Raw genomic sequence first — 21,394 nt, 5'->3', positions numbered from 1 at the left:
GGATGCGATATGTCCCTTACGGTACGGGAAAAACGATTATAAACTTCAAATCTATATACAAAATGCAAAAGAGGAAAAAATATGCACAGAGATTTTCTGAGAAGTCTTGAAAATCCGCCTAAAAGAATGTCAAAATCACACAGACTTATTGCTGATTATGTGGCGGAAAATTATGAAAAGGCGGCCTATATGACAGCGGCAAAATTAGGCGCGGCAGTGGGTGTTTCGGAATCTACCGTCGTGAGATTTGCCATTGAATGCGGATTTGAGGGTTACCCCGAGTTCAGCCGTCGGCTTCAGGAGCTTATTCCCTCCAGGCTGACCTCCGCACAGCGTGCCGAGGTTACCAATCTGCGTCTGGGCGACGGAGATATACTGGATAAGGTGCTGACTTCCGATATAGAAAAAATCAAAAATACCATGGCGCAGGTGGATCGCGATGCGTTCTACAAGGCGGCGGATGCCATAATCAACTCCCGTACCATATATATTATGGGTGTCCGTTCCTCCAGTGCCCCCGCGGGCTTTATGAGCTACTATTTCTCTCTTATTTTTGATAATGTCCGTCTTGTAAGCTCGACCACCGGAAGTGAAATGTTCGAGCAGGTGTTCAAGGCGTCCGAGGGAGATGTGGTTATCGGTATAAGCTTCCCGCGCTATTCCAAGCGTGTTGTTCATGCCATGGAATATGCCAAGAGCAAGGGGGCTTGCCTTATTGCCCTGACCGACAGCGAGGAATCTCCCATAGCGCGTCTTGCGGACTACACTTTGCTTGCAAAGAGCGATATGGCGTCCTTTGCAGACTCACTTGTTGCCCCCATGAGTATTATAAACGCACTTATCGTTACCATCGGCAAGAAGAAAAACGAATATATCCAGCGCGTGTTCACCGAGCTTGAAGCTATCTGGGATGAGCACGATGTGTATGAAAAGAACAATGAATAAGGTCGCTGTTGTAGGCGGCGGCGCGGCAGGGCTTTTTTGCGCGGGAACGCTTAAAAGTCTTGGCGCAGATGTAACGCTGTTTGAAAAAAACCGTGTGTGGGGCAAAAAGCTGCTTATCACGGGAAAGGGTCGGTGCAACGTGACCAACGACTGCACTCCCGACGAGGTTATCAAAAACGTGCCCCGTAACGGAAAATTTCTGTTTTCCGCCGTCAATAGCTTTACTCCCCGTGACGTTATGGACTTTTTTGAAAGCCGTAATGTACCGCTTAAAACCGAGCGCGGACGCAGGGTTTTTCCCGTAAGCGACAGCGCACGCGATATACGCGATGCACTTTGGAATTACTGCAAAGGGGTAAAAACGGTAAATGAAGCCGTTACCGACATAATTGCCGAAAACGGCAGTGTGTGCGGTGTTAAAACCCAAAATGCAAGCTATGATTTTGATAAAGTGGTGGTGTGTACGGGAGGGCTTTCTTACCCGCTTACAGGCTCCACGGGGGACGGCTACACCTTTGCCGAACGGCTGGGTCATACCGTTATTGAGCCCATGCCGTCGCTTGTACCCATGCTGTGCAAAGAGGAATGCTGTTGTGACATGATGGGGCTGACACTCAAAAATGTGGTTTTGACCCTGTGGGACATCGAAAAGAAAAAACGGCTCTTTGAGGAAATGGGGGAGATGCTTTTCACTCATTTCGGCGTTTCAGGTCCTCTTGTTCTCAGCGCGTCGGCGCATATCGGGCGCAGTGAAAAGGAAAAAGCAGGTCTGGAAAGCGGCCGCTATAAGCTGAAAATCGATTTAAAACCTGCCTTGGACAGCGAAACACTCAATAACCGCATACTTTCTGACTTTGAAAAATACAAAAATAAGAATTTTGTAAATTCGCTGGGTGACCTGTTGCCGTCGGGCATGGTGAGCCCTGTAATCGAGCAGACGGGTATCCCGCCTGTGAAAAAGGTCAACGAAATCACCCGTGCCGAGCGCATGAGGCTGATTGAGGTGCTTAAGAGCTTTGAACTGACGGTGTGCGGTTTCCGCCCCATTGACGAGGCAATTATTACCTCGGGGGGAGTAAAAACCTCAGAAATTGACCCCGGCACAATGCAGTCCAAGCTGGTAGAGGGGCTGTATTTTGCGGGTGAGGTAATAGATACCGATGCTTACACCGGAGGCTTTAATCTTCAGATAGCCTTCAGCACCGCATATCTTGCAGCTAAGGCAATTCACCTTTGATGAATTGCAATTTCAAATTCGCAATTCGCAATTAACAATTAAGGTAAAAAACTGCGGACATTGTCCGCAGTTTTTTCTTATTATAAGATGATGAGTTTTCTGCCATAATTGCGAATTTCGGATTATTTGTAATTCTGCGTAAACTCGTTTTCCGCTATATAGTTGATGAAGGTCTTGAGGCTTTTTGACATCCATTTGTTTTTATGATATATAAGCTGTTTCCAAATCTCTGTATGCACATCGCACACATCCAGATAACAAAGTTTACCTGATTTAACCATTTCTTCCGTGACAAAATCGGGCAGATACGAAGTCATATCACTCTGAGCAATAAGAGAAGTTATCATATCGGTTCTTCCTATTTCAAGGACAGGGGTTATTTCCAGTGACTTTTTGGCAAGCTCCTTGTCAAAAACTCTTCTGTAACCCTGACCGCGTTCGGTCAATACAAAAGGCTCATTTATGATTTCCTTGATTGACAGGTTTTTCACCTTTGCAAACCGAGAGCCGGAATTCGCCACAAAGTGCATGGAAATCTGTTCTTCTTTTGCTATAATGTAATCCTTATTGTATATATGAGCGTCAAGTGTTATAATAACATCCGCTTCGTTGTGGTCCAGCATGTTGAGCATGACCCCCGAGTCGCCTGTTGAGAAACGGACAGAAATATAAGGATATTTTTGGTGGAAATCCATATAGTTCCGGTTAATCATACCGTCGCAGACAGAATCGGGTGTTACAATATGAATATGACCCTTACATTCCTCCTCTTCGAGATTTTCCCTGAATTCATCGGTTAATGCACGTATCTGATGAGCATACGAAACAAGCTCGCGGCCTCTTTCGGTGAGGGTTATGGTATGATTTATTCTTTCAAATAAAAGACAGCCAAGCTCGTCCTCAAGCTGTTTTATCTGAAATGAAATTGTCGATTGAGAGTAACCAAGCTGCTCTGCGGCTTTTGTGAAGCTGCCAAGCTCTGCTACGTGAATAAAAGTAATCATATTGCGTAATTCCATTATATCCCCCTGTGCATCGAAAATATCGATGGCAAACATCAAAACTATTTGTTTGACTAATCCTGAAAAGTATTATATACTATATTACAGAAAAAATCAAGTGCTTGAAAAAGCTTATTATTTTCAAAACTGAATTTACTTAAGGAGTTTTTGTTATGAAAAAGGTGTTATCTTTAATTTTGGTACTTGTTCTTTGTGTGGGATGCTTATCCCTTGCCGGTTGTTCAGGCAATGATGCGGGCACGGCAAAATACAAAATCGGTATTATTCAGCTTGTAGAACATGTGGCGCTTGATGCCGCAACTGACGGCTTCAGACAGGCAATCATTGATGAGCTTGGCGAAGATGCGGTTGATTTTGATGTTCAGAACGGTCAGAACGACCCCAATACCTGTTCAACCATTGCAAACCAGTTTGTTTCAAATAATGTTGATTTGATTATGGCAAACGCTACACCTGCTCTCCAGGCGGCATCGGCGGCGACAGGTGATATCCCGATTCTCGGTACATCGGTTACCGAATACGGTGTAGCACTTGAAATCAAGGATTTCAACGGCACTGTCGGCGGAAATATTTCCGGTACCTCCGACCTTGCTCCCCTTGACAAGCAGGCCGAGATGATTACAGAATGGTGTCCCGATGCAAAAAATGTCGGTCTTCTTTACTGCTCAAAGGAAGCAAACAGCCAGTATCAGGTAGATGTTATTAAAGCCGAGCTTGAAAACAAGGGCCTTACTGTTACATTGTATCCGTTTACCGACTCCAACGACCTGGCTCAGATTTGCACAACAGCCGCTGATAATAACGATGTAATCTATGTTCCTACCGATAACACCGTTGCGGAAAACACAGGTATTATCGACAATATCTGCGAGCCCAAGAAAATCCCCGTAATCGCCGGCGAAGAGGGTATTTGCTCGGGATGCGGTATTGCGACACTTTCCATCAGCTACTATGACCTCGGCTACACAACCGGTAAGATGGCAGTGAAGATTTTGAGAGACGGTGCCGATATCTCTGCAATGCCTATTGAATATGCAGAAAATCAAACACCCAAATACAATAAACAGAACTGCGAGGCTTTAGGTATTACTCCTCTTGAAGGATATGCAGCTATCGGAGAAAATTAATCATTGAAATCTTTAGCCGGAGGAAGTAATTTTCCTCCGGCTAATAAAGCTTTATTTAAAGGTGAATGAAATGGAAATTTTAGGACAGCTTTTAAACGCATTGCCCGGCTCCTTTTCGCAGGGACTTATATGGGGCATTATGGCAATTGGAGTTTACATCACATACCGAATTTTAGACGTTGCCGATCTGACGGTTGACGGTTCCTTTGCAACCGGCGGTGCGGTTGCGGTTGTTCTCATATTGAACGGCTGTAATTTGTGGCTTGCGATGCTTATTGCGTTTATCGCAGGTCTTTTGGCCGGTGCAATTACGGGACTTTTGCATACCTGCATGGGTATTCCGGCAATTCTGGCGGGAATACTTACCCAGCTTGCGCTGTATTCCATAAACCTCAAGATTATGGGAAAAGCCAATCAATCTGTAAATGTAAACCGGACAGACCTTCTTGTTTCGCTTCGCTGGGTTAAGGAATTTGCTTTTCACAACCCGCTTATAACAGTGGGAATTGTTTCGGTTATTCTGATTGCGGTTTTGTACTGGTTTTTCGGAACTGAAATGGGATGCGGCATAAGAGCCACGGGAATAAATCTCAATATGAGTCGCGCACAGGGAATTAACACAAGCTTCAATAAGGTGCTGGGTATTATGCTTTCCAACGGACTTGTTGCGTTTTCGGGTGCTTTCCTTGCACAGTATCAGGGCTTTGCCGATATAAAAATGGGACAGGGCGCTATCGTTATCGGTCTTGCCGCAGTTATTATCGGCGAGGCGTTGTTCGGAAAGATTTTCAAGAATTTTGCGTTAAGACTTTTGTCGGTTTCCTTCGGCTCGATTATTTATTATATTGTTATCCAGACGGTTATTACTCTGGGAATGGATGCAAATCTCCTGAAGCTTCTCTCGGCGGCGATAGTTGCTGTGTTCCTTGCCATTCCCTATTGGAAAAGACAATATACCGAAAAACATATGAGAAAGCACAAGGGGGTAAAGTAAATGCTTAAAATATCCGATGTCGAAAAGACCTTTAACCCCGGCACTATAAATGAAAAAAAGGCATTGAAGGGCATCAATCTCCATCTTGCCGAGGGTGATTTTGTAACAGTTATCGGAGGCAACGGTGCGGGAAAATCCACAATGCTTAATATGATTGCAGGTGTTTACCCTGTGGATTGCGGTAGTATTGTAATTGGCGGTACAGATATTACAGATTTACCCGAATATAAAAGAGCAAAGTATCTGGGCAGAGTTTTTCAGGACCCCATGACGGGAACTGCCGCCGATATGCAGATTGAAGAAAACCTTGCTCTCGCGGCAAGACGCGGAAAAAGAAGAACTCTCAGAGTCGGTATCACAGCTAAAGAAAGAGCAGAATATAAAGAGCTTCTCAAAATTCTTGATTTGGGTCTTGAGGAAAGACTTACTGCTAAGGTCGGACTTCTTTCGGGCGGTCAGAGACAGGCTTTGACCTTGCTTATGGCAACACTGAAGAAGCCAAAGCTTTTGCTTCTTGACGAGCATACCGCCGCACTTGACCCCAAAACTGCAAAAAAGGTTCTGGAAATCACACGGGAAATTGTTTCAAAGGATAACCTTACAACCATTATGATTACTCATAATATGCACGATGCAATCGAATACGGCAACCGCCTTATTATGATGCACGACGGAAAAGTAATCGTTGATGTAAAGGGAGAAGAAAAGAAAAAGCTTACCATTCCTCAGCTCCTTGAATTGTTTGAGAAAGCAAGCGGAAGCGAATTTGCAAACGACAAGGTTATGCTTTCCAAGCAAACAGGGGAATGATGCGAAGCGTTTACGCTTCGCTCGATGCGCAATTGCACATTGCAAATTATTACAAATAAAAAGGGAGGATTAGGCGGGTGCTCGTAAGACAGTAATTCTAAAAAATTACTATTTTACGGCATCTGTCTGACAGGGTTGGAAAACAACTACGAAAAGAACGATGTCGAGTCGAAAGACTTAACATCGTTCTTTTTCTATCTCAAAATCATTGAAAGTACGGAGGTTTTACCATGAAACGCCTATTATCATGCGAGTTTAACTTTGATACGGTCTGTGTAGAGCTGAAGTTCTCAGACGGCACTATGATTGCCATTGATACCATTGCGGTTGAAAATGAGGTGGCAGACAATATGTATCAGCGGTCAGAGCTTGATTATCTTATCTACAATGACCCGATTGCATACGCCGATCTGATACTCAACGGCAATCCCGAAGCCTACCTAAAGGCAGTAACAGAATACAAACCACTTGATTAATTTTCTCACGCCCCAAGGTCATCTTGGGGCGTGTTTTCAAAAAAGTTACACTTTAACGTGATAAATTTTCTGCATCATATTGAAAAAACGACCAAAATCATGTATAATAATGTGTGTACACACAAACAAGGAGGTGTCGCTATGCAAGACAACTATATCGGAGATATTGGTGATTACGGCAAATATGGATTGCTGCGAGAAGTCTGTGCGGCGGCTATGTCCTTGTCTGTAAACTGGTACAAAGTAGTTCCCACGAAAGTCGGAAAGCAAGATGATGGCAAATACATAAGCTATCTGTCTATGCCCCAGATTTATAGAGAATATGACCCTGTCATGTTCGATGCTTTACACAAGATTGTGATACAGGAACAGGATCGGCGCATTGAGCGTGTCGAACAAGAGAACTTATTTCCTGCGATTTACTTTTCCGAGCCGTTAGGGGCAGACAGAAAGGCATGGCACAATCAAGCTCTGAAGCAAACCCAAAATGCAAAAGTGGTTTTCCTCGATCCCGACAACGGATTGGAAACAGCCAAGATGTATCAAACAGGCGGCGCTACGGAGAAACACGTTAAATGGACGGAGCTGAAAGACTACTACACAAGGGGACAAAATGTAATCCTATATCAACATCGTCCTCAGATGACCACAAAGGAAAAGTGCATTGAAAGCGTTATGATCTTTCAAAAGAATTACTTGTTTGCAGATTACGTGAAGCTGTTAGAGTTTCCTAAGTACACAAATCGTTTCTATTTTATGTTTTTGCACGAGAGCGACAAAGCCACATTTGAGCGAGTTTGCTGCTCTATGGTGCAGAAGTGGGGCAAAAACGATTTTTGCCATGAAATCATTTTAGGGTAAGGTTGGTTGATTATGTTTAAGCTCTTTACGTTTTTATTTCACACATTCCCGTTGATACTTGCGTGGCTCTATTTGTTGGTTGCCATCTTTAGTGTTGTTGTACATATCAAGCAGATAAAGAGCAAAGCCAAGATTTCGATTGGTCAATGGGCATTTTCGATTTTGAATACGGGATATGCGTTGTTCTTCTTGATAACACGGATTTTCTTCCCCGATCTCTGGGAGCAAACCTTTGCGGTTCTCGGACTACTTGCAATTTTCATCTCGTTCATTTGGTCGAGATATGAGGATAGGTGTGCCGGACGCAGATGGTGGAATTGGTAATACAGTAAGCAAGCGATATTCGGAGGTTGAATATGAAAATTGAAATGGGAGAATCGCTCTTTTATTCATGGCTCCGTCATGTGAAAGAGTGTCAAATAGTGCAAACAAACTGGAAAGTATCATCGCAATGGTCGTTATCGGATGCCGATGAATTAGAGCGAATCATGAAGATAGTTGATAACCATTACACGCAGAAATATGGTTATGCCATCTTCAAGAAAAATTCATCGTTATCCCAACTGCTACAACAGGGCGAGTGCGATGTTTTGGGCGTGTCTATTCAACCCGAAGAAACTACATATTATGCCGTTGATGTGGCTTTTCACGAAGCGGGATTGAATTATGGCAGCCGTGATACAACGGTAATGAAAGTTCTTGAAAAATGCGCAAGGACAGCATTTTGCCTTCATGGATATATGGCAACTAATGAAGCGGAGATTATTTTTGCATCACCAAAGATTAACCCAGCAGTTCTTTCTGACCTCGAACCATGTATCGAAGAAATGAACACTATGTTCGGCGAAAATGGGTATGACTATAATTTCCGCATTATTGCAAACGAAGAATACAATGATTTGGTATTGAAACCTATCTTGTTGGCAAGTGATGGAGTTGCAGATACTTCTGAACTGTTTTTGCGCAGTTATCAAATGTACAAAATGTTCTCCGGCGAAACAAGCAGCAGAACACCAAGAGCAAGAGCGACTACCTCTAAAGCACCTGTTGACGGAGTGGACTACACCGAAGCAGATGTATACAAAGAATTGAAAATCGGACAGCTTGCTCAAAAAGTTTTAGGTCGTATGTTAAGTGATGGTTATGCAACAGATGAAGAAATCGCTGCGATGCAAACACCGGAATATAGTAAACAGAATTTTGATTTGCAGTATCCCCTTTTGGCAGAGGAAAACTCAGAGTTTGAACACGTCAGATATTACACCAAACCGATTTTCATTCGAGGTAAAAGTTACAGAATGTGTTCGCAATGGTTTGAAGTTCCGGCGAATAATGATAGACCATATTTGTTGAAATGGATTGAAAGCCATCTGCAAAAGTAAAGAGGAGTCATTTCATGCCAGATAACAGAAATCGAAAGAGACCGATACAGGTAAAGTTCTTCGTAAATGAAAAAGAGCAAGCTCTGATAAAAAAGAAAATGGAGCAGGCTGGCATTGAGAATATGAGTGCCTATATCCGCAAAATGGTAATCGACGGATATGTTGTGAAATTGGATATGCCAGAACTCCGTGAGCTGACCCTCAGAATGAAAAGCATCTCCAACAGCGAAAACCAAATTGCCAAGCGTGTCAATTCCACCGGCAATATCTACGAAGCAGATATTGAAGAAATTAAAAAGAACCAAGAAGAAATTTATGAGGGAATCCGAAAAATCCTTGCCTCACTTTCCAAGATAGAGTGATGTTCAGCTCCGCAGGAGCGTAGCCGATTTTGAAAAAATCGTTGAAGGGTTTGGGATGTTCCCAACAAGTTTTTGCAAAAGGCAGCAACGCTGAAATTTGCAAGAAGCACGATGTGTGTCCACACGTGCATTGCTTGCCAGGTATGTTTCAACCTACCGGCAAAAATGCAAAGTGGGTACCGCCGTGCCCTGCTTGCTACAGATGATTGCATCTTAGCAAGCAAAACTGATTTTTGCAAAAAATCGCAGAGTGTACATACACCTGCTGTGCTTGCTATTCTACGTTTCTCCATAATGGCAAGTGCCATTTCCTTAAATGGAAATCGGCGGCAACCGCCGCCTTGTCTGCCCAAAAGCGAAACGGACGGACGCTGTCAATGGCGGCGTAGCCGTTCATCTTGACCGTTGACAGCGTTCGTCTGTTTTGCTATCTCTACGATATTTTGAAAGAAACGAATCGAAGCGAATGAAAGAAAAGGAGGTTCGACACAATGGATGAAAAGCGCAAAGAGGAAGAAGTCCTCGAACTCACCGCCGATGAAATTGACGAGCTTGTGTTTGAGGAACAGCTTGCAAGCGGAGAGTATGACGAGGAAGTTCCCGAATACTATTTCTCCAATCCCGACCCGTATGCCAAGGTCGAACCTCGTCCCGATGATGCCCCCAAGCGTGAGTTTACTTTCGATGAAAAGGGCAACATCGTTGTCAAGAATCTGTCTGCCTTTTGGTTGCCCGATGTAAAAATTGTGGACGAGCAAGGCGGCACAGAATACACAGTTACAGGTAGCTACGAGGGCACGGAAACTCTCGATAAGAAGCTTCACCGTATTATGGAGCAGAACGCTGCCGATGATGAATTAGGTATCACGGAGGATGACGAATGAACAACGACCCCTCTTTTGATATAATCCAAGAATCCAATCCTGTACAGACAGTTGCCCAACCGAAGGAGGATAACAAAATGTTAAGGGCAACAGATAGAATCACAGCACTTTATTGCAGATTGTCCGTCGAGGACACCAAAGAGGATAAGAAGAACGGCAAAGAGGATTTGTCAAATTCTATCCAGAATCAAAAAGCCATTTTGCTTCAATATGCACGAGACCACCGCTTCCCCCACCCGACGTTTTTCATCGACGACGGTTACAGTGGTGTTGACTTTGCTAACCGCCCGGGCTTTCAGAAAATGCTTGCGGAGATTGAAGCAGGAAATGTTGGCACAGTTATCACGAAAGACCTTTCCAGACTTGGACGTAATTCCTCGCTGACAGGCTTGTACATCAACTACACGTTCCCACAGAATGATGTTCGGTACATTGCCATCAATGACCACTTTGACAGCATCAATCCCAACAGTACTGACAGCGACATTGCCGGCATAAAGAACTGGTTTAACGAGTTTTTTGCAAAGGACACGAGCCGAAAAATTCGTGCTGTGCAAAAAGCAAAGGGCGAGCGTGGCGAGAGGTTGACCGTTCACGTGCCGTATGGTTATCGCAAAGATCCAGAGGACAAAACAAAATGGATTATCGACGAAGAAGCGGCACAGGTAGTCAAAAAGATTTTCACGCTCTGTATGAACGGACGTGGACCGAGCCAAATTGCAGAACAGCTTGAACGTGAAAAGATACTTACACCCACTGCATACAAAACCAAGCAAGGAGTAAAGACACCGCATACCGAGCCGGAGAATCCTTATCGCTGGCATGAAAGCACCATCGTAAATATTCTTGAACGCAAAGAGTACATCGGCGCTACTGTCAACTTCAAAACCTACACTAACTCCATTTGGGATAAGAAGCAGAGGGAGAATCCCGAAGAAAATCAAAAGATTTTCTACAACACCCATCCTGCAATTATCAAGCAGGAAGTCTTTGACAAGGTGCAGGAAATCAGACAGCAGCGGCACAGAAGAACGGCAACGGGCAAAAGTAGTCCGTTTTCGGGTTTGGTGTTCTGCGCCGATTGCAGACAGAAGCTCTACTACTCCACCACCAATTACTTTGAAAAGCGGCAGGACTTTTTCATCTGCTCCACGCACCGAACCAACAAGGACAAGTGCAGCGGACACTATATTCGTGCCGTCGTCTTGGAGGATGTGGTCTGGAAACACATGAAAGAAGTTATCTCTTTCGTGAGCCAATACGAAGCGCATTTTAGGGTGGAAATGGAGCAAAAGCTCCGTTTGCAAAGCGAGGAAACCATAAAGGTATATAAGAAGCGTCTAACACAGGCAGAAAAGCGTATAGGGGAGCTTGACCGCCTGTTTATCAAAATCTACGAGGACAACGCCAAGGGCAATTTGAGCGACGAACGCTTTGCCATGATGAGCAAGACCTACGAGGACGAGCAGGCACAGCTTAAAGTTGAAATCGTAAATCTGCAAAAGGAAGTCGAAGTACAGGAACGACAGATAGAAAACCTTGAACAGTTTATTCAGCGGGTACGCAGATATACCACACTCACAGAACTCACGCCATACGCCCTCAGAGAGCTTGTAAAGGCGGTTTATGTGGAGGCACCCGACAAGTCCAGCGGTAAGCGCAAACAGAAGGTACATATCGAATATGACCTCGTTGGCTACATTCCCGTGGATGAACTGATAAAAGCGGAACAGGCATGACCGAAATCATGCCTGTTCCAAAAAATCCGCATATTACTGTTTTACGACCACCGAGCATTATATCCTCCCTTTTTATTTGTAATATATATACACCATATCCGTTCTTGTGGGGTCGTCGGGTTGAATTACGGTGTAGTCGGTGATTCCGCATAAATCAAGCGCATTTTTCAGACTGTCAAAGGAAAGATGCAGACAGTAGAAATTTGTGTTCTCGATAAGCGGTCCGCCGCAGTTGTTGCGTACAAAATTGTCGTAGTAGAATTCGCCCTCATCCCCGTGCATTATGACCTGAGGATACAGCAGAATAAGCGCCTGGGAATTAATGAAATCGTTATATTCCGCTACTTTTTTGTGTACCGCGAGGGCAGGGTCGTCGGGCTGAGGCTCGGATGTTGCGGTGTCGGTTGCAAATTCTTCGTATATCTGCCCGTCGGTTTCAGTCTCATCGCTTGCCTTGACAGACGATACGGAGGAGGGAGGGGCAGCCATCATCATAATGGGTCTGTCGTTTTCCATTTCTTTGGTGCTGTTGTCCGATTCAACGGCAACGGCATTGTCCTCGGGGATGATTTCATCATAAAGCTCCGCAGGAGCGTTTACCGTTTCGGGAACGGAATCATCGGTAACGGCGGCATAAAGTCTTGCTGAATCAGTCGGCTCATCATTAGCCGTGTCGGCAGATGCTATGCTGCCGGCAGTGTCGGCGGTGAAGTTATTATCCTCCATAAGCCCCATGCGTCCTGCAAATACAGCGATAAGCATTACCAAAACAAGGGCGGCGGCGGTGGCTGTCGGGAAACGCCGACGGGAAATGTAAACGGGCGGATTATCCTTTTCCTGTTCTATAACATCGGTTACGGCCCTGGAAAGGTTTTTATTTTCAGGCAGTGTGCTCAATGCAGCTGCTACCGCGCCGATATTTTCGCAGTAAAGCTTTTCCGCATCAAAAATGCGGCGGCACTCTTCACACTCATCAAGGTGCTGTTCGATTTGGCGGACAATGTCGCCCTCGAGCTGACCCAGCGCAAATTCATGCAGATTTTTTCGTATTTTGCGGCAGTTTTGCATGGCTCTTTCCTTTCGTAATAATCATTTTGCATCTATTGGACGGTAAATGCTGAAAAAAGTTCCTTTTTTCAGAGCTTTTCTTTGAGTATAAGCTGTAATTTGGAGCGCGCACGGCTGAGACGGCTCTTTACGGTGCCCTCGTTTATGTACATTGCCACAGCGATTTCTTCGTAAGAAAGTCCCTGGATGTCGCGTAAAAGAATTATTTCACGGTGGTTGTCGGGCAGTGACATAATTGCATCGTAAATAATTGTGCGAACCTGTTTTTGCTCAAAAAGCTTTTCGGGGTCGTTTGCATTGTCGGGTATCTCGATGACCGTGCCGTCGGGGTCGCTTTCGTATTCATAAAGGGAAACATTCTTTTTCCGCTGACGGCTTTGCTGTTTGATAAAATCGTAGCAACAGTTACGGCAGATGGTGTACAGCCAGGTATAAAAACTGCTTTCGCCCTTGAAGAATTTCAGCGAGCGGTACGCCTTGAGAAAGGTTTCCTGGGATACGTCAAAAGCGTCATCGGGATTGGAGAGCATACCCAGCGCAAAGGAATATATTTTCTTTTCGTACTTGGTCACCAGCTGACCGAAAGCATCGCCGTCGCCGTTCATGGCGTCTTTAATAAGCTGTTTTTCGTCTGTGAGAGCGGTGTTCACGGTTGCCCTCCTTTCTTTATATAGCCGAAAAGAGCCGAACTATGTCGGCTTAAAGGACGATTTTCGCCCCTTTCGGCGTTAATTTTTATTGTAATATGTACTATGACTGCAAAAAATGCCTTGAAAGAAACAAAAAATGTCTCTTGAAGCTTTCCTCGTCGGAATTGGTCCGGCTATGAGTTGAGCAATGAGAATAGCTGCTGCACCGTGTCGGCACGGTTGACCGCATCACGCAGTGCGGCGCTTCCGGGAAAACCTTTGAGATAGTAAGCTATATGCTTTCTGGCTTCGCGTACAGCTATCTTTTCGGGCTTGAATTCAAGACTTAAATTCAGGTGCTCAAAAAGTGTGTTTTTAATGGTTTCTCTGTCGGGCTCGGTGTAAGCTTCGCCCAGCATGTGACTTTTGAGACGGGCGAAGATAAAGGGATTGCCCAGTGCTCCCCGTCCTATCATAACTCCGCTGACACCTGTTTCCAGCATGGCGTCAAGGCTTTGGGTGTCGGTAACATCGCCGTTGCCTATAAGCGGGATGTCGAGAGCAGAATTGAGCTCCTTTATGAGCTTGTAATCCGCCTTGCCGGCATACATCTGGGCACGGGTACGTGCGTGGATGGATACAAAATCCGCACCGCCCTTCTGCGCCGAAAGAGCGACTTCAAGGGCGTTTATGTGTTCTTTATCAATACCGCTTCGGATTTTTACGCTGACCGGCACAGGCACGGCATCCTTTACACGTGAAACAATTTCATAAACTGCTTCGGGGCTTTTCATAAGTGCACTGCCCTCATTGTTGGCAAAGATTTTGTGCACGGGACAGCCCATATTGATATCAATGCCGTCGGGACGGCAAAAATCATACAGCACCCTTGCGGCATGCGCCAGTATGTGAGGCTCACTGCCGAAAATCTGCAGAATATAGGGTCGCTCGGTTTCACGGAAGGAAGCCAGAGCGTAAGTTTTTTTATCCCCGTAGTATACCGCCTTGGCGGAAACCATTTCGCTGAAAACCATGTCTGCACCGTGCTTTTTGCACAGTATGCGAAAGGCATTGTCCGCCACGCCCGCCATGGGAGCAAGAATAAGAGGCGGTGTTTTAAAGCTTTTTATAATGTTCATAGTATGATTATAATATATATTTGTTAGGATTTTGTGACGTAATAATAAATGTTCAGGTGGACACCCGTTCGGCTGAGGAATGTGTACTCATAAGCTTTAACCTCAAGGCTGTATTTTCGGGGTCCGAAAGATCGGGATCGGCGGATAAAAGGCGGTCGGCCTGGTTTTTTATGCCCGTTAGCATGTCGATATCCGAGCCGTCGGCAAATCTGAAATGCAATTCTCCGCTCTGGCGCTGACCGAAAAAGTCACCCGGTCCGCGGTTTTCCAAATCAAAACGGGCTATTTCAAAGCCGTCGTTGGTTTTGGTCATGAATTTAAGCCGTTCTGCTCCGCTTTGCGAGAAAAGCACACAGTAGGACTTGTGGCTTCCGCGTCCCACACGTCCGCGAAGCTGGTGAAGCTGGCTGAGCCCGAAGCGCTCGGCGTTTTCCACTATCATAAGTGTGGCGTTGGGCACGTTGACACCTACCTCGATAACGGTGGTTGAAACCAGAATGTGGTATTCACCCTTTGCAAAGGCGCTCATGACCTCGTCCTTTTGGGCGGGCTTCATTTTGCCGTGAAGAAGAGCGACCTTCAGGTCGGGGAAAATCCTTTGGCTGAGGTTTTTGTGATAGTCTGCGGCGCTTTTCAGCTCGCTTTCGCCGTTTTCGTCCTCAATCAGCGGGCAGATGATGTATACCTGATGTCCGCTGTCCACCTGCTTTCTGATAAAGGCGTTTATGCGTGTGCGATAGCTTTCGTCCACAAGAAAGGTGTCGACCTTCTGACGGTTCGGGGGAAGCTGATTTATAACCGAAATATCCAGGTCTCCGAACAGAAATATTGCAAGAGTGCGGGGTATGGGTGTGGCGGACATGATGAGAGTGTGCACGCCGTCGCTGTTTTTGTCCGCAAGCTTTTCGCGCTGATTTACACCGAATCGGTGCTGTTCGTCGGTTATGATAAGCCCTAAATCGGGTATCTGAACATAATTCTCCAGCAGTGCGTGTGTGCCGATGATAAACCTGGGGCTGTCCTTGGAGTCTTCCTTCAGAAGTGCCGTCAGCTTTTTTCGCTGTGCGGGGGTGGTTGAACCCGTAAGCAAAGCCACAGGTATTCCGAGCGACTCAAAAAGGGGTTGCATGTCGTTAAAATGCTGATGGGCAAGAATTTCGGTGGGCACCATCATGGCGGCGCGCTTTCCGCTGCGTACCGCCATAAATACGGCACAGGCGGCAACTATCGTCTTACCGCTTCCCACATCGCCCTGCAAAAGACGGCGCATGTACGGAATGGTGTCGCAATCGGGATATTTTGCACCCACAAGGTCGCTTTTTATGTCATTAACAGCTTCTTTCTGCGCATCGGTAAGCTCATAAGGAAGCCTTGAAAGCAGAGAGGAAAGGCTCACGTCGGGCATTTTCCGCGCGTTCATTACGCGGTTTTTGCGCCTCATGTTTATGAGCGACAGGCTGAACAGAAAGAATTCATCAAAGCTCAGCCGTTTTTGTGCCTGCTTAAGCGCCTGAGCGTTTTGAGGCTGATGTATGTTTCGCATGGCAAAATCGAGAGAACAAAGCGAGTTTTCCCGAATTACCGACGGTGGAAGAAATTCCTTGAAGGTAAGGCTTTTAAGCGCATTTTGTATGGCGCCCGCAAGCGCCTTGCCGTTAAGGCCTGCGGTCAGGGGATATACGGGTACTATATCGGGCAGTGACGAGGGGTCGTCTGCCTTTTCAAAGGAGGGCGAGGTCATGGTAAACGTGTTGCCCGAAACGCTTACCTTTCCGCGGAATCGGTAGGTGTCGCCCACCTCAAAGGCATCCTTTAAGTGGAGCTGATTGAAGAACACTATTTTCACGACACCCGTTTCATCGTATGCGCGGAAGGATACCATCTGACGTCCTCCGCTTATGCGGGCTCCCCGCGGAATTTCGCCTACTGTTAATAATAAATTGTACACCGCACCCGCCTGGTTCATTTTGTCTACTGGGGTAATCACTCCGCGGTCTTCGTAGGCGCGCGGATAAAGGGTGACAAGCTGACCGGCAGTTTCCACGCCCATGCGCTTCAAAAGCTGTGCCCGCTTCTCACCTATGCCCTTAATATACCGGATGGGAGAGGATGCAGTTATTGTGTTCATTTTTTTACCGTTAAAGATTTATGCAGTTGTATTTTTCCTGTGCGCCCTCGATGGAGTGCGAGGTGAAAAGAAGTACTTGGCAAAAGCCCGAATTGCTGAGCTTTTTCAGCATTTTATCCTCACCGAAGGTGTCGATGAAAGCGAACGGCTCGTCCAGTACGGCGGCGGTGATGTCCGCCTCCAGCATCTTGATGAGCGAAATTCTCATCGCCAGTGCCGACATTTCGCAAAGGCTTCGGCTTATACCCTTTCCGGCACGTGAGATGCGTGCGAGAGTGTCGGTGAACACCGGCATAAGGCGTGTGCCGTTTTTGTATTGGAGGGAATAGCTGTCGTCCACCAGAAAGCTTTCGCTTTCGCTCAGTGTAAATTTCAGCGCACTGTTTACCCCATCGGCGAGATGGCTTTTAATGCGGAATTTCATAACGCCGAAGGCGTCCTCCAGCACCTCGCGGGCGATATCAAGTGCCTCCAGGTCCTTTTCGTACTCCTCAAGCTGTTTTTGTATCTCATTAAGCCGTGTTTTGATATAAACGGGACGTTCGGTGTGTATAACCGCTGTGGAGAAAACCTCCTCGAAAGACCGCTTGTGCTCGAAAAGCGCGGTGCTTTCTTCATTGTACTCCGCCAATTCCTTTTCAAGCTGTTGGCGGCGCAGGGTTTTCGCTTCCACCGCTTTTTTGACCTCCTCCGAGGTGTAACGGCGATGCTCCTCCAGCACTGCCTGATATTCCTCCAGCGCCGTTGCCGCCTTTCGGCAGGCAATGCGAAGCTCCTCCAGACGTTCCTCCGCATCCTCGGCAGATGCGGTGTCCGGGCTCAGATTCAGCTTTACTGCCAACGCGGATAAACAACGCGAATATTCCTCAGCCTTTTCCTTGTATGCACGGGCTTCGTCGCGGTAGGTGTCACGGTACAAATCGGTGGTTTTGCACAGCGACAGCATAAGCTCATATGCGTCCTCAAATTCCTCCGCTCCCGACATTCCCAGCTTGTTGTATAAAAGATTGCGCGACAAAAGTACGATTACTGCCGCCGTAAGTGAACCCAGGGACAGCACCGCAACACCTGCGCTTATCCATACCACCTGATTTAGCGTCAGAGTCTTTACCGCAAGAAACAGCACCACAAAGGTCAGTGCCGCCAATACAAACAGCGGAAGCGAAGCTATGAAAAGACGATGGGCAAGCTTTGTGCGATTCTGCACTTTTTCGGATACATCTTCCAGCGTTTCGCGGTCGTGCTGCTCGGTGGTGACCATGACGGTGTGCATATCCAGGTTGGATTTTGTGTTTGCAAGCCGCTCTTCCAGCTGTGTGAGATTGTCACCCATGGCGCAGAGAGCCTCGTATTCTCTTTCCAGAACAGCCATTTCCTCATCTGTTTTGGCGAGGGCACTCAGACGTTCCCAGGTTTTTCGGCAACGCTCGGTCTCCTGCTGTGCGGCGGTGATACGGCGGGTTTCCGCTTCGAGCGCCTCGCCGTGAAGCTCCTCCAGCTCGGCTTTTGCAAGCACACGCTTTTTTTCTACCTCAAGAAGCTTGTTTTCCGTTTCCGCAATGACTGCGCCCACATTCATTATGTCGTTTTGTTTCATTATGGCTGACACCAGGTCGCCCTCCAGCGCGGCGCGCTCGGCACGCAGTATGTCCGCCTTGCCTGACTTTTCGGGGTTTTCAAGACTTTTTTTCGCGTCCTGAAGATTTTGCACAATGCCCGAAAAATCCTCCTGACCCGAATATGCTTTTATAAGCTCATTTTCGTAATTGGCAAGCTCTCCCGACGAGGTAAGCCCCGCCATATCCTGGGGACAGTACAGCGACTTATCGTACAACGCACTCGAAATACCCAGAAAATACTCTCCGGGTGAGCTTTCTAAGGTGACGGGGAGATTCTTTTCCACATCGGTGATTGCCAATGTTTCACCGTGCTCGTTCTTTTCGCGGAATATTTCCAGTATTTTTGTACCGTATTTTACGGTCATGCTTCCGCACACCGAGTGATTGTCGGTGCCGTAAGGATAGTAATCCTCAGGATCGCGGTTTTCAAAGGCATAATACATGAAGCGGATGAATTCGCACAGAGTGGTTTTTCCGCTTCGGTTTTCACCGTAAATTATGTTCACGCCATCCTCGAAGCTGTATACCTGTTCGGTTATTCCGCCAAAGCGGATGATATGTATTTTAAGCACAGTCAGGTTTTTTTCCACTCTTTCACTTCCTTTCGCGTGACTTCATGCAGCCTGTTACCAGCTTGAGCGCACGCTCCGACAGCTCCGGGCACATGCGCTGACGGGCTTCTTCCTCAATGCCCGCCTTTACACCGCCCAAAAGCGGAGAGCGGGGCAGAATTACCGTTTCATCTCTGATAACGGGGTCTGTGGCGTTTTCTACCAGCTTTCGTATGGAATTAAGCGAAAACTGCAGGTGCTCGTCTGTGTGACCTGTCAGTGTTACCATAACCGAAATGCTTTCAATGCGGGTACGATGCCCCAGAACCTCGGCAATTTTTGCGTCTATTATACGGGCAATGGCTTCGTTGGTGTTGCCGTAATGCTCCACACTGCTGATGTCCACTGCCAGTTTTATATAAGAATGAGAAGAAAATTTCACGTCCTTCACGGTAATACCCGTGCCCTCGGCTGTAACCAGAAGCGCGCCCTTGTTTCCGCACTCGTGGAAGCCATGACCCATCAGCGTACCGCTGTAAGCATAGTTGGCAACATATGCGGGATTGGTGGCGTCGTGATGATGTCCCAGGGCGATATAATCAAATCCGCTTTCTCTCAACAGCTGTGCGGGCAGATTGTACACTCCGTCACGGGTGGTGTCTGTTTCACCGTGGATAACCAGAAGATTTGTGCGGTTTACCGTGAAAGGCTCCACCGACTCCATGGGATTGGCGGCGGTTGTGTTTTTGGTCACCGCCGCACCGTAAATATCGCAGTTCAGCTCGTCCAGATGCACACGGCACAGCTTTTCTTCCGTAAATATATGTACGTTGGCAGGCCAGTTGCCGTTGTAAGGCGATGAGGGAGTGTACGCATCTGCATCACCCGGCGTTATAAAGAATTTGCATTTCGGACAGCTTTCAAACTCGCGCTTGATGAAAGCAAGCGTGTCGCTGGAAAGCGTTTCCGCGTCAAAAAGATCGCCCGGAATGAGGCATATGTCAATTTCGTTGGCATTTATGTATTTCATTACCGACGAAAAAGAGTTTTTCAGCTCGGCGTAGCGCGACGAAAAAGCTTCAGGTGTCACAAGCTCAAAGGGACGGTCAAAGTGTGTGTCGGAAAAATGGAGAATTTTTATCATTTTCAAGCTCCGCAATCATTTATTTGCATTTTATCACTGCCGCCAGTGTTCCGCGCTGGCTCTTCTGGCGACGGTAGGAGAAAAAGTGATTTTCGTTACAGCAGGTGCAGGGGGTATATACGGAAATGTTTTTGTCGGGTATTCCGCATCGGATAAGGATTATGCGGTTGATTTCACGCATGTCGGCATAAAGGCTTTTACCGCACAGACTGAAGGCATGAGAAACCTCATTACCGAAGGCATTTATGAAGTTCCGGCGAAATTCTTCTCCCACTTCATAACAGCACTGACCTATTGAGGGGCCGAACGAAACAAGAATGTCGGATTTTCTTCCATTGTGTATATGGCACAGCATATCTGCGGATTTTGCGCCTATGGACTGTATGGTTCCTTTCCAGCCGGAGTGTATCGCCGCCACCGCTCCGGTACCGCTGTCGTACATCAGAATGGGAAGACAATCTGCCATGCGCGCCAGCAAAAGCTGCCCGCGTGTGCACGTTACCACACCGTCCACCCCACAGGAAAATTCGGGCATGCAGTAGCCCGTTCCTCCCAGATTGTCGCATGCGACTACATTGTCGGTATGAAGCTGTCTGGTTTGAACGGCGTTTTGCGGTAAAACGTCAAAGGCTTCCAGTAACATCGAGTGGTTTTTTTCTACATTTTGCAGACTGTCGCTCCGCTCGTCCGAGTAAGCCAGGTTGAGAGAGGAAAAATTACCTTCGCTCACCCCGCCGTGACGGGTGGTGAAGCCGTGCTCTATTCCCGCTTTTGTAAATCGGTCATCGGTTATAAGAGGGATTTCGTTTTTTGAAATGACGGAAAATCCGTCGCAAGCAATACTGCCAAAATCCAAACCGCCACCTCCAAAAAGCATACTTTTCTTTTTATATTATACACTATTTAATTGAAAAAGACAATACTATCGCCAAGATTTTTTGCAATAAACCCGTTCAAATTTCCAATATGTTGTGTTCACCAAACGGAAACAACAGTATATGTTGATAATGACGGAAAAATCAGAAAATTTTTTAAAAAAATGTCAAAAACCCCTTGACAAAAGGCTTTTTTTGTGCTATAATAATCAAGCACTCGAGAGAGAGCCCCTCGGAAGAGGGTAAAAAAAGATATTGCGCTTAAAGGAAAGTCAAAAAATTTTTTTGAAAATTTTTCAAAAAAGTATTGACAAACGAAAAAAAGTGTGATATAATAATCAAGTCGCCGCAAGAAAGCGGAGACGAATTCGGACCTTGAAAATTGAACAACGAAAGAGACAA

General features: G+C 46.4%; 19 protein-coding genes. 11 read left to right on the top strand and 8 right to left on the bottom strand.

Features of this window, described 5'->3' with window-relative positions:
* Positions 1–81 precede the first annotated feature (81 nt).
* Both E7588_05135 and E7588_05130 read left to right on the top strand, forming a co-directional pair.
* Complete coding sequence (locus tag E7588_05135; protein ID MBE6688644.1) at positions 82–945, top strand: MurR/RpiR family transcriptional regulator; 864 nt, start codon at positions 82–84, stop codon at positions 943–945.
* Positions 938–2,182 carry an NAD(P)/FAD-dependent oxidoreductase gene (locus tag E7588_05130; protein ID MBE6688643.1) on the top strand — a complete coding sequence of 415 codons (1,245 nt, stop codon included), beginning with the start codon at positions 938–940 and terminating at the stop codon, positions 2,180–2,182. Before E7588_05135 ends, E7588_05130 begins: the two co-directional genes overlap by 8 nt.
* 122 nt (positions 2,183–2,304) lie before the next feature.
* Here E7588_05130 and E7588_05125 read toward each other — a convergent pair whose 3' ends face one another.
* Positions 2,305–3,243 carry a LysR family transcriptional regulator gene (locus E7588_05125; GenBank protein MBE6688642.1) on the bottom strand — a complete coding sequence of 313 codons (939 nt, stop codon included), beginning with the start codon at positions 3,241–3,243 and terminating at the stop codon, positions 2,305–2,307.
* 113 nt (positions 3,244–3,356) lie between these two features.
* On the opposite strand from E7588_05125, the gene E7588_05120 reads away from it, so the two are divergent.
* From E7588_05120 to E7588_05080, 9 genes are all read left to right on the top strand, one after another.
* The gene (locus tag E7588_05120; protein MBE6688641.1) at positions 3,357–4,331 is read left to right on the top strand and encodes an ABC transporter substrate-binding protein; all 975 of its coding nucleotides are present in this window, start codon (positions 3,357–3,359) and stop codon (positions 4,329–4,331) included.
* A 70-nt stretch (positions 4,332–4,401) separates the two neighbouring features.
* Positions 4,402–5,325: an ABC transporter permease gene (locus E7588_05115; GenBank protein ID MBE6688640.1), complete on the top strand. Its 924-nt coding sequence runs from the start codon at positions 4,402–4,404 to the stop codon at positions 5,323–5,325.
* Positions 5,326–6,135 carry an ABC transporter ATP-binding protein gene (locus E7588_05110; GenBank protein ID MBE6688639.1) on the top strand — a complete coding sequence of 270 codons (810 nt, stop codon included), beginning with the start codon at positions 5,326–5,328 and terminating at the stop codon, positions 6,133–6,135.
* A 230-nt stretch (positions 6,136–6,365) separates the two neighbouring features.
* Positions 6,366–6,611, top strand: coding sequence for a hypothetical protein (locus tag E7588_05105; GenBank protein ID MBE6688638.1), 246 nt, complete (start codon positions 6,366–6,368; stop codon positions 6,609–6,611).
* A 141-nt stretch (positions 6,612–6,752) separates the two neighbouring features.
* The gene (locus tag E7588_05100) at positions 6,753–7,472 is read left to right on the top strand and encodes a hypothetical protein (protein MBE6688637.1); all 720 of its coding nucleotides are present in this window, start codon (positions 6,753–6,755) and stop codon (positions 7,470–7,472) included.
* Between the two features lie 356 nt (positions 7,473–7,828).
* Positions 7,829–8,854, top strand: a complete 1,026-nt coding sequence (locus E7588_05095) for a hypothetical protein (protein ID MBE6688636.1) — start codon at positions 7,829–7,831, stop codon at positions 8,852–8,854.
* Positions 8,855–8,868: 14 nt separating this feature from the next.
* Positions 8,869–9,216 (top strand): plasmid mobilization relaxosome protein MobC, encoded by a 348-nt coding sequence (mobC, locus tag E7588_05090; protein MBE6688635.1) that lies wholly within the window; start codon positions 8,869–8,871, stop codon positions 9,214–9,216.
* A 491-nt stretch (positions 9,217–9,707) separates the two neighbouring features.
* The gene (locus E7588_05085) at positions 9,708–10,100 is read left to right on the top strand and encodes a hypothetical protein (GenBank protein MBE6688634.1); all 393 of its coding nucleotides are present in this window, start codon (positions 9,708–9,710) and stop codon (positions 10,098–10,100) included.
* The gene (locus tag E7588_05080; GenBank protein MBE6688633.1) at positions 10,097–11,839 is read left to right on the top strand and encodes a DUF4368 domain-containing protein; all 1,743 of its coding nucleotides are present in this window, start codon (positions 10,097–10,099) and stop codon (positions 11,837–11,839) included. Before E7588_05085 ends, E7588_05080 begins: the two co-directional genes overlap by 4 nt.
* A gap of 72 nt (positions 11,840–11,911) precedes the next feature.
* Here E7588_05080 and E7588_05075 read toward each other — a convergent pair whose 3' ends face one another.
* The 7 genes from E7588_05075 to pgeF form a co-directional block, all read right to left on the bottom strand.
* Positions 11,912–12,907, bottom strand: coding sequence for a zf-HC2 domain-containing protein (locus tag E7588_05075; GenBank protein ID MBE6688632.1), 996 nt, complete (start codon positions 12,905–12,907; stop codon positions 11,912–11,914).
* A 68-nt stretch (positions 12,908–12,975) separates the two neighbouring features.
* A complete protein-coding gene (locus E7588_05070; protein ID MBE6688631.1) occupies positions 12,976–13,557 on the bottom strand; it encodes a sigma-70 family RNA polymerase sigma factor in 582 nt (193 codons plus the stop codon).
* Between the two features lie 173 nt (positions 13,558–13,730).
* Positions 13,731–14,675 (bottom strand): tRNA dihydrouridine synthase DusB, encoded by a 945-nt coding sequence (gene dusB, locus E7588_05065; protein ID MBE6688630.1) that lies wholly within the window; start codon positions 14,673–14,675, stop codon positions 13,731–13,733.
* Positions 14,676–14,727: 52 nt separating this feature from the next.
* Entirely contained in the window at positions 14,728–16,803 is a 2,076-nt protein-coding gene (recG, locus tag E7588_05060) for an ATP-dependent DNA helicase RecG (GenBank protein MBE6688629.1), read from the bottom strand.
* 10 nt (positions 16,804–16,813) lie between these two features.
* Entirely contained in the window at positions 16,814–19,012 is a 2,199-nt protein-coding gene (locus tag E7588_05055; GenBank protein MBE6688628.1) for a hypothetical protein, read from the bottom strand.
* Between the two features lie 4 nt (positions 19,013–19,016).
* Positions 19,017–20,117 carry a hypothetical protein gene (locus E7588_05050; GenBank protein MBE6688627.1) on the bottom strand — a complete coding sequence of 367 codons (1,101 nt, stop codon included), beginning with the start codon at positions 20,115–20,117 and terminating at the stop codon, positions 19,017–19,019.
* A gap of 19 nt (positions 20,118–20,136) precedes the next feature.
* Positions 20,137–20,994 carry a peptidoglycan editing factor PgeF gene (pgeF, locus tag E7588_05045; GenBank protein MBE6688626.1) on the bottom strand — a complete coding sequence of 286 codons (858 nt, stop codon included), beginning with the start codon at positions 20,992–20,994 and terminating at the stop codon, positions 20,137–20,139.
* Between the last annotated feature and the right edge of the window lie 400 nt (positions 20,995–21,394).

The organism is Oscillospiraceae bacterium (assembly GCA_015065085.1).
Lineage (GTDB): Bacteria > Bacillota > Clostridia > Oscillospirales > SIG627 > SIG627.
The sequence above is the reverse complement of the archived record's forward strand: the minus strand, read 5'-3'. Positions and strand labels throughout refer to the sequence as shown.

Coding starts and splice junctions, on each gene's coding strand:
- E7588_05135 (MBE6688644.1), top strand. CDS start 82: ATGCACAGAGATTTTCTGAGAAGTCTTGAAAATCCGCCTAAAAGAATG.
- E7588_05130 (MBE6688643.1), top strand. CDS start 938: ATGAATAAGGTCGCTGTTGTAGGCGGCGGCGCGGCAGGGCTTTTTTGC.
- E7588_05120 (MBE6688641.1), top strand. CDS start 3,357: ATGAAAAAGGTGTTATCTTTAATTTTGGTACTTGTTCTTTGTGTGGGA.
- E7588_05115 (MBE6688640.1), top strand. CDS start 4,402: ATGGAAATTTTAGGACAGCTTTTAAACGCATTGCCCGGCTCCTTTTCG.
- E7588_05110 (MBE6688639.1), top strand. CDS start 5,326: ATGCTTAAAATATCCGATGTCGAAAAGACCTTTAACCCCGGCACTATA.
- E7588_05105 (MBE6688638.1), top strand. CDS start 6,366: ATGAAACGCCTATTATCATGCGAGTTTAACTTTGATACGGTCTGTGTA.
- E7588_05100 (MBE6688637.1), top strand. CDS start 6,753: ATGCAAGACAACTATATCGGAGATATTGGTGATTACGGCAAATATGGA.
- E7588_05095 (MBE6688636.1), top strand. CDS start 7,829: ATGAAAATTGAAATGGGAGAATCGCTCTTTTATTCATGGCTCCGTCAT.
- mobC (MBE6688635.1), top strand. CDS start 8,869: ATGCCAGATAACAGAAATCGAAAGAGACCGATACAGGTAAAGTTCTTC.
- E7588_05085 (MBE6688634.1), top strand. CDS start 9,708: ATGGATGAAAAGCGCAAAGAGGAAGAAGTCCTCGAACTCACCGCCGAT.
- E7588_05080 (MBE6688633.1), top strand. CDS start 10,097: ATGAACAACGACCCCTCTTTTGATATAATCCAAGAATCCAATCCTGTA.
- E7588_05075 (MBE6688632.1), bottom strand. CDS start 12,907: ATGCAAAACTGCCGCAAAATACGAAAAAATCTGCATGAATTTGCGCTG.
- dusB (MBE6688630.1), bottom strand. CDS start 14,675: ATGAACATTATAAAAAGCTTTAAAACACCGCCTCTTATTCTTGCTCCC.
- recG (MBE6688629.1), bottom strand. CDS start 16,803: ATGAACACAATAACTGCATCCTCTCCCATCCGGTATATTAAGGGCATA.
- E7588_05050 (MBE6688627.1), bottom strand. CDS start 20,117: ATGATAAAAATTCTCCATTTTTCCGACACACACTTTGACCGTCCCTTT.
- pgeF (MBE6688626.1), bottom strand. CDS start 20,994: ATGCTTTTTGGAGGTGGCGGTTTGGATTTTGGCAGTATTGCTTGCGAC.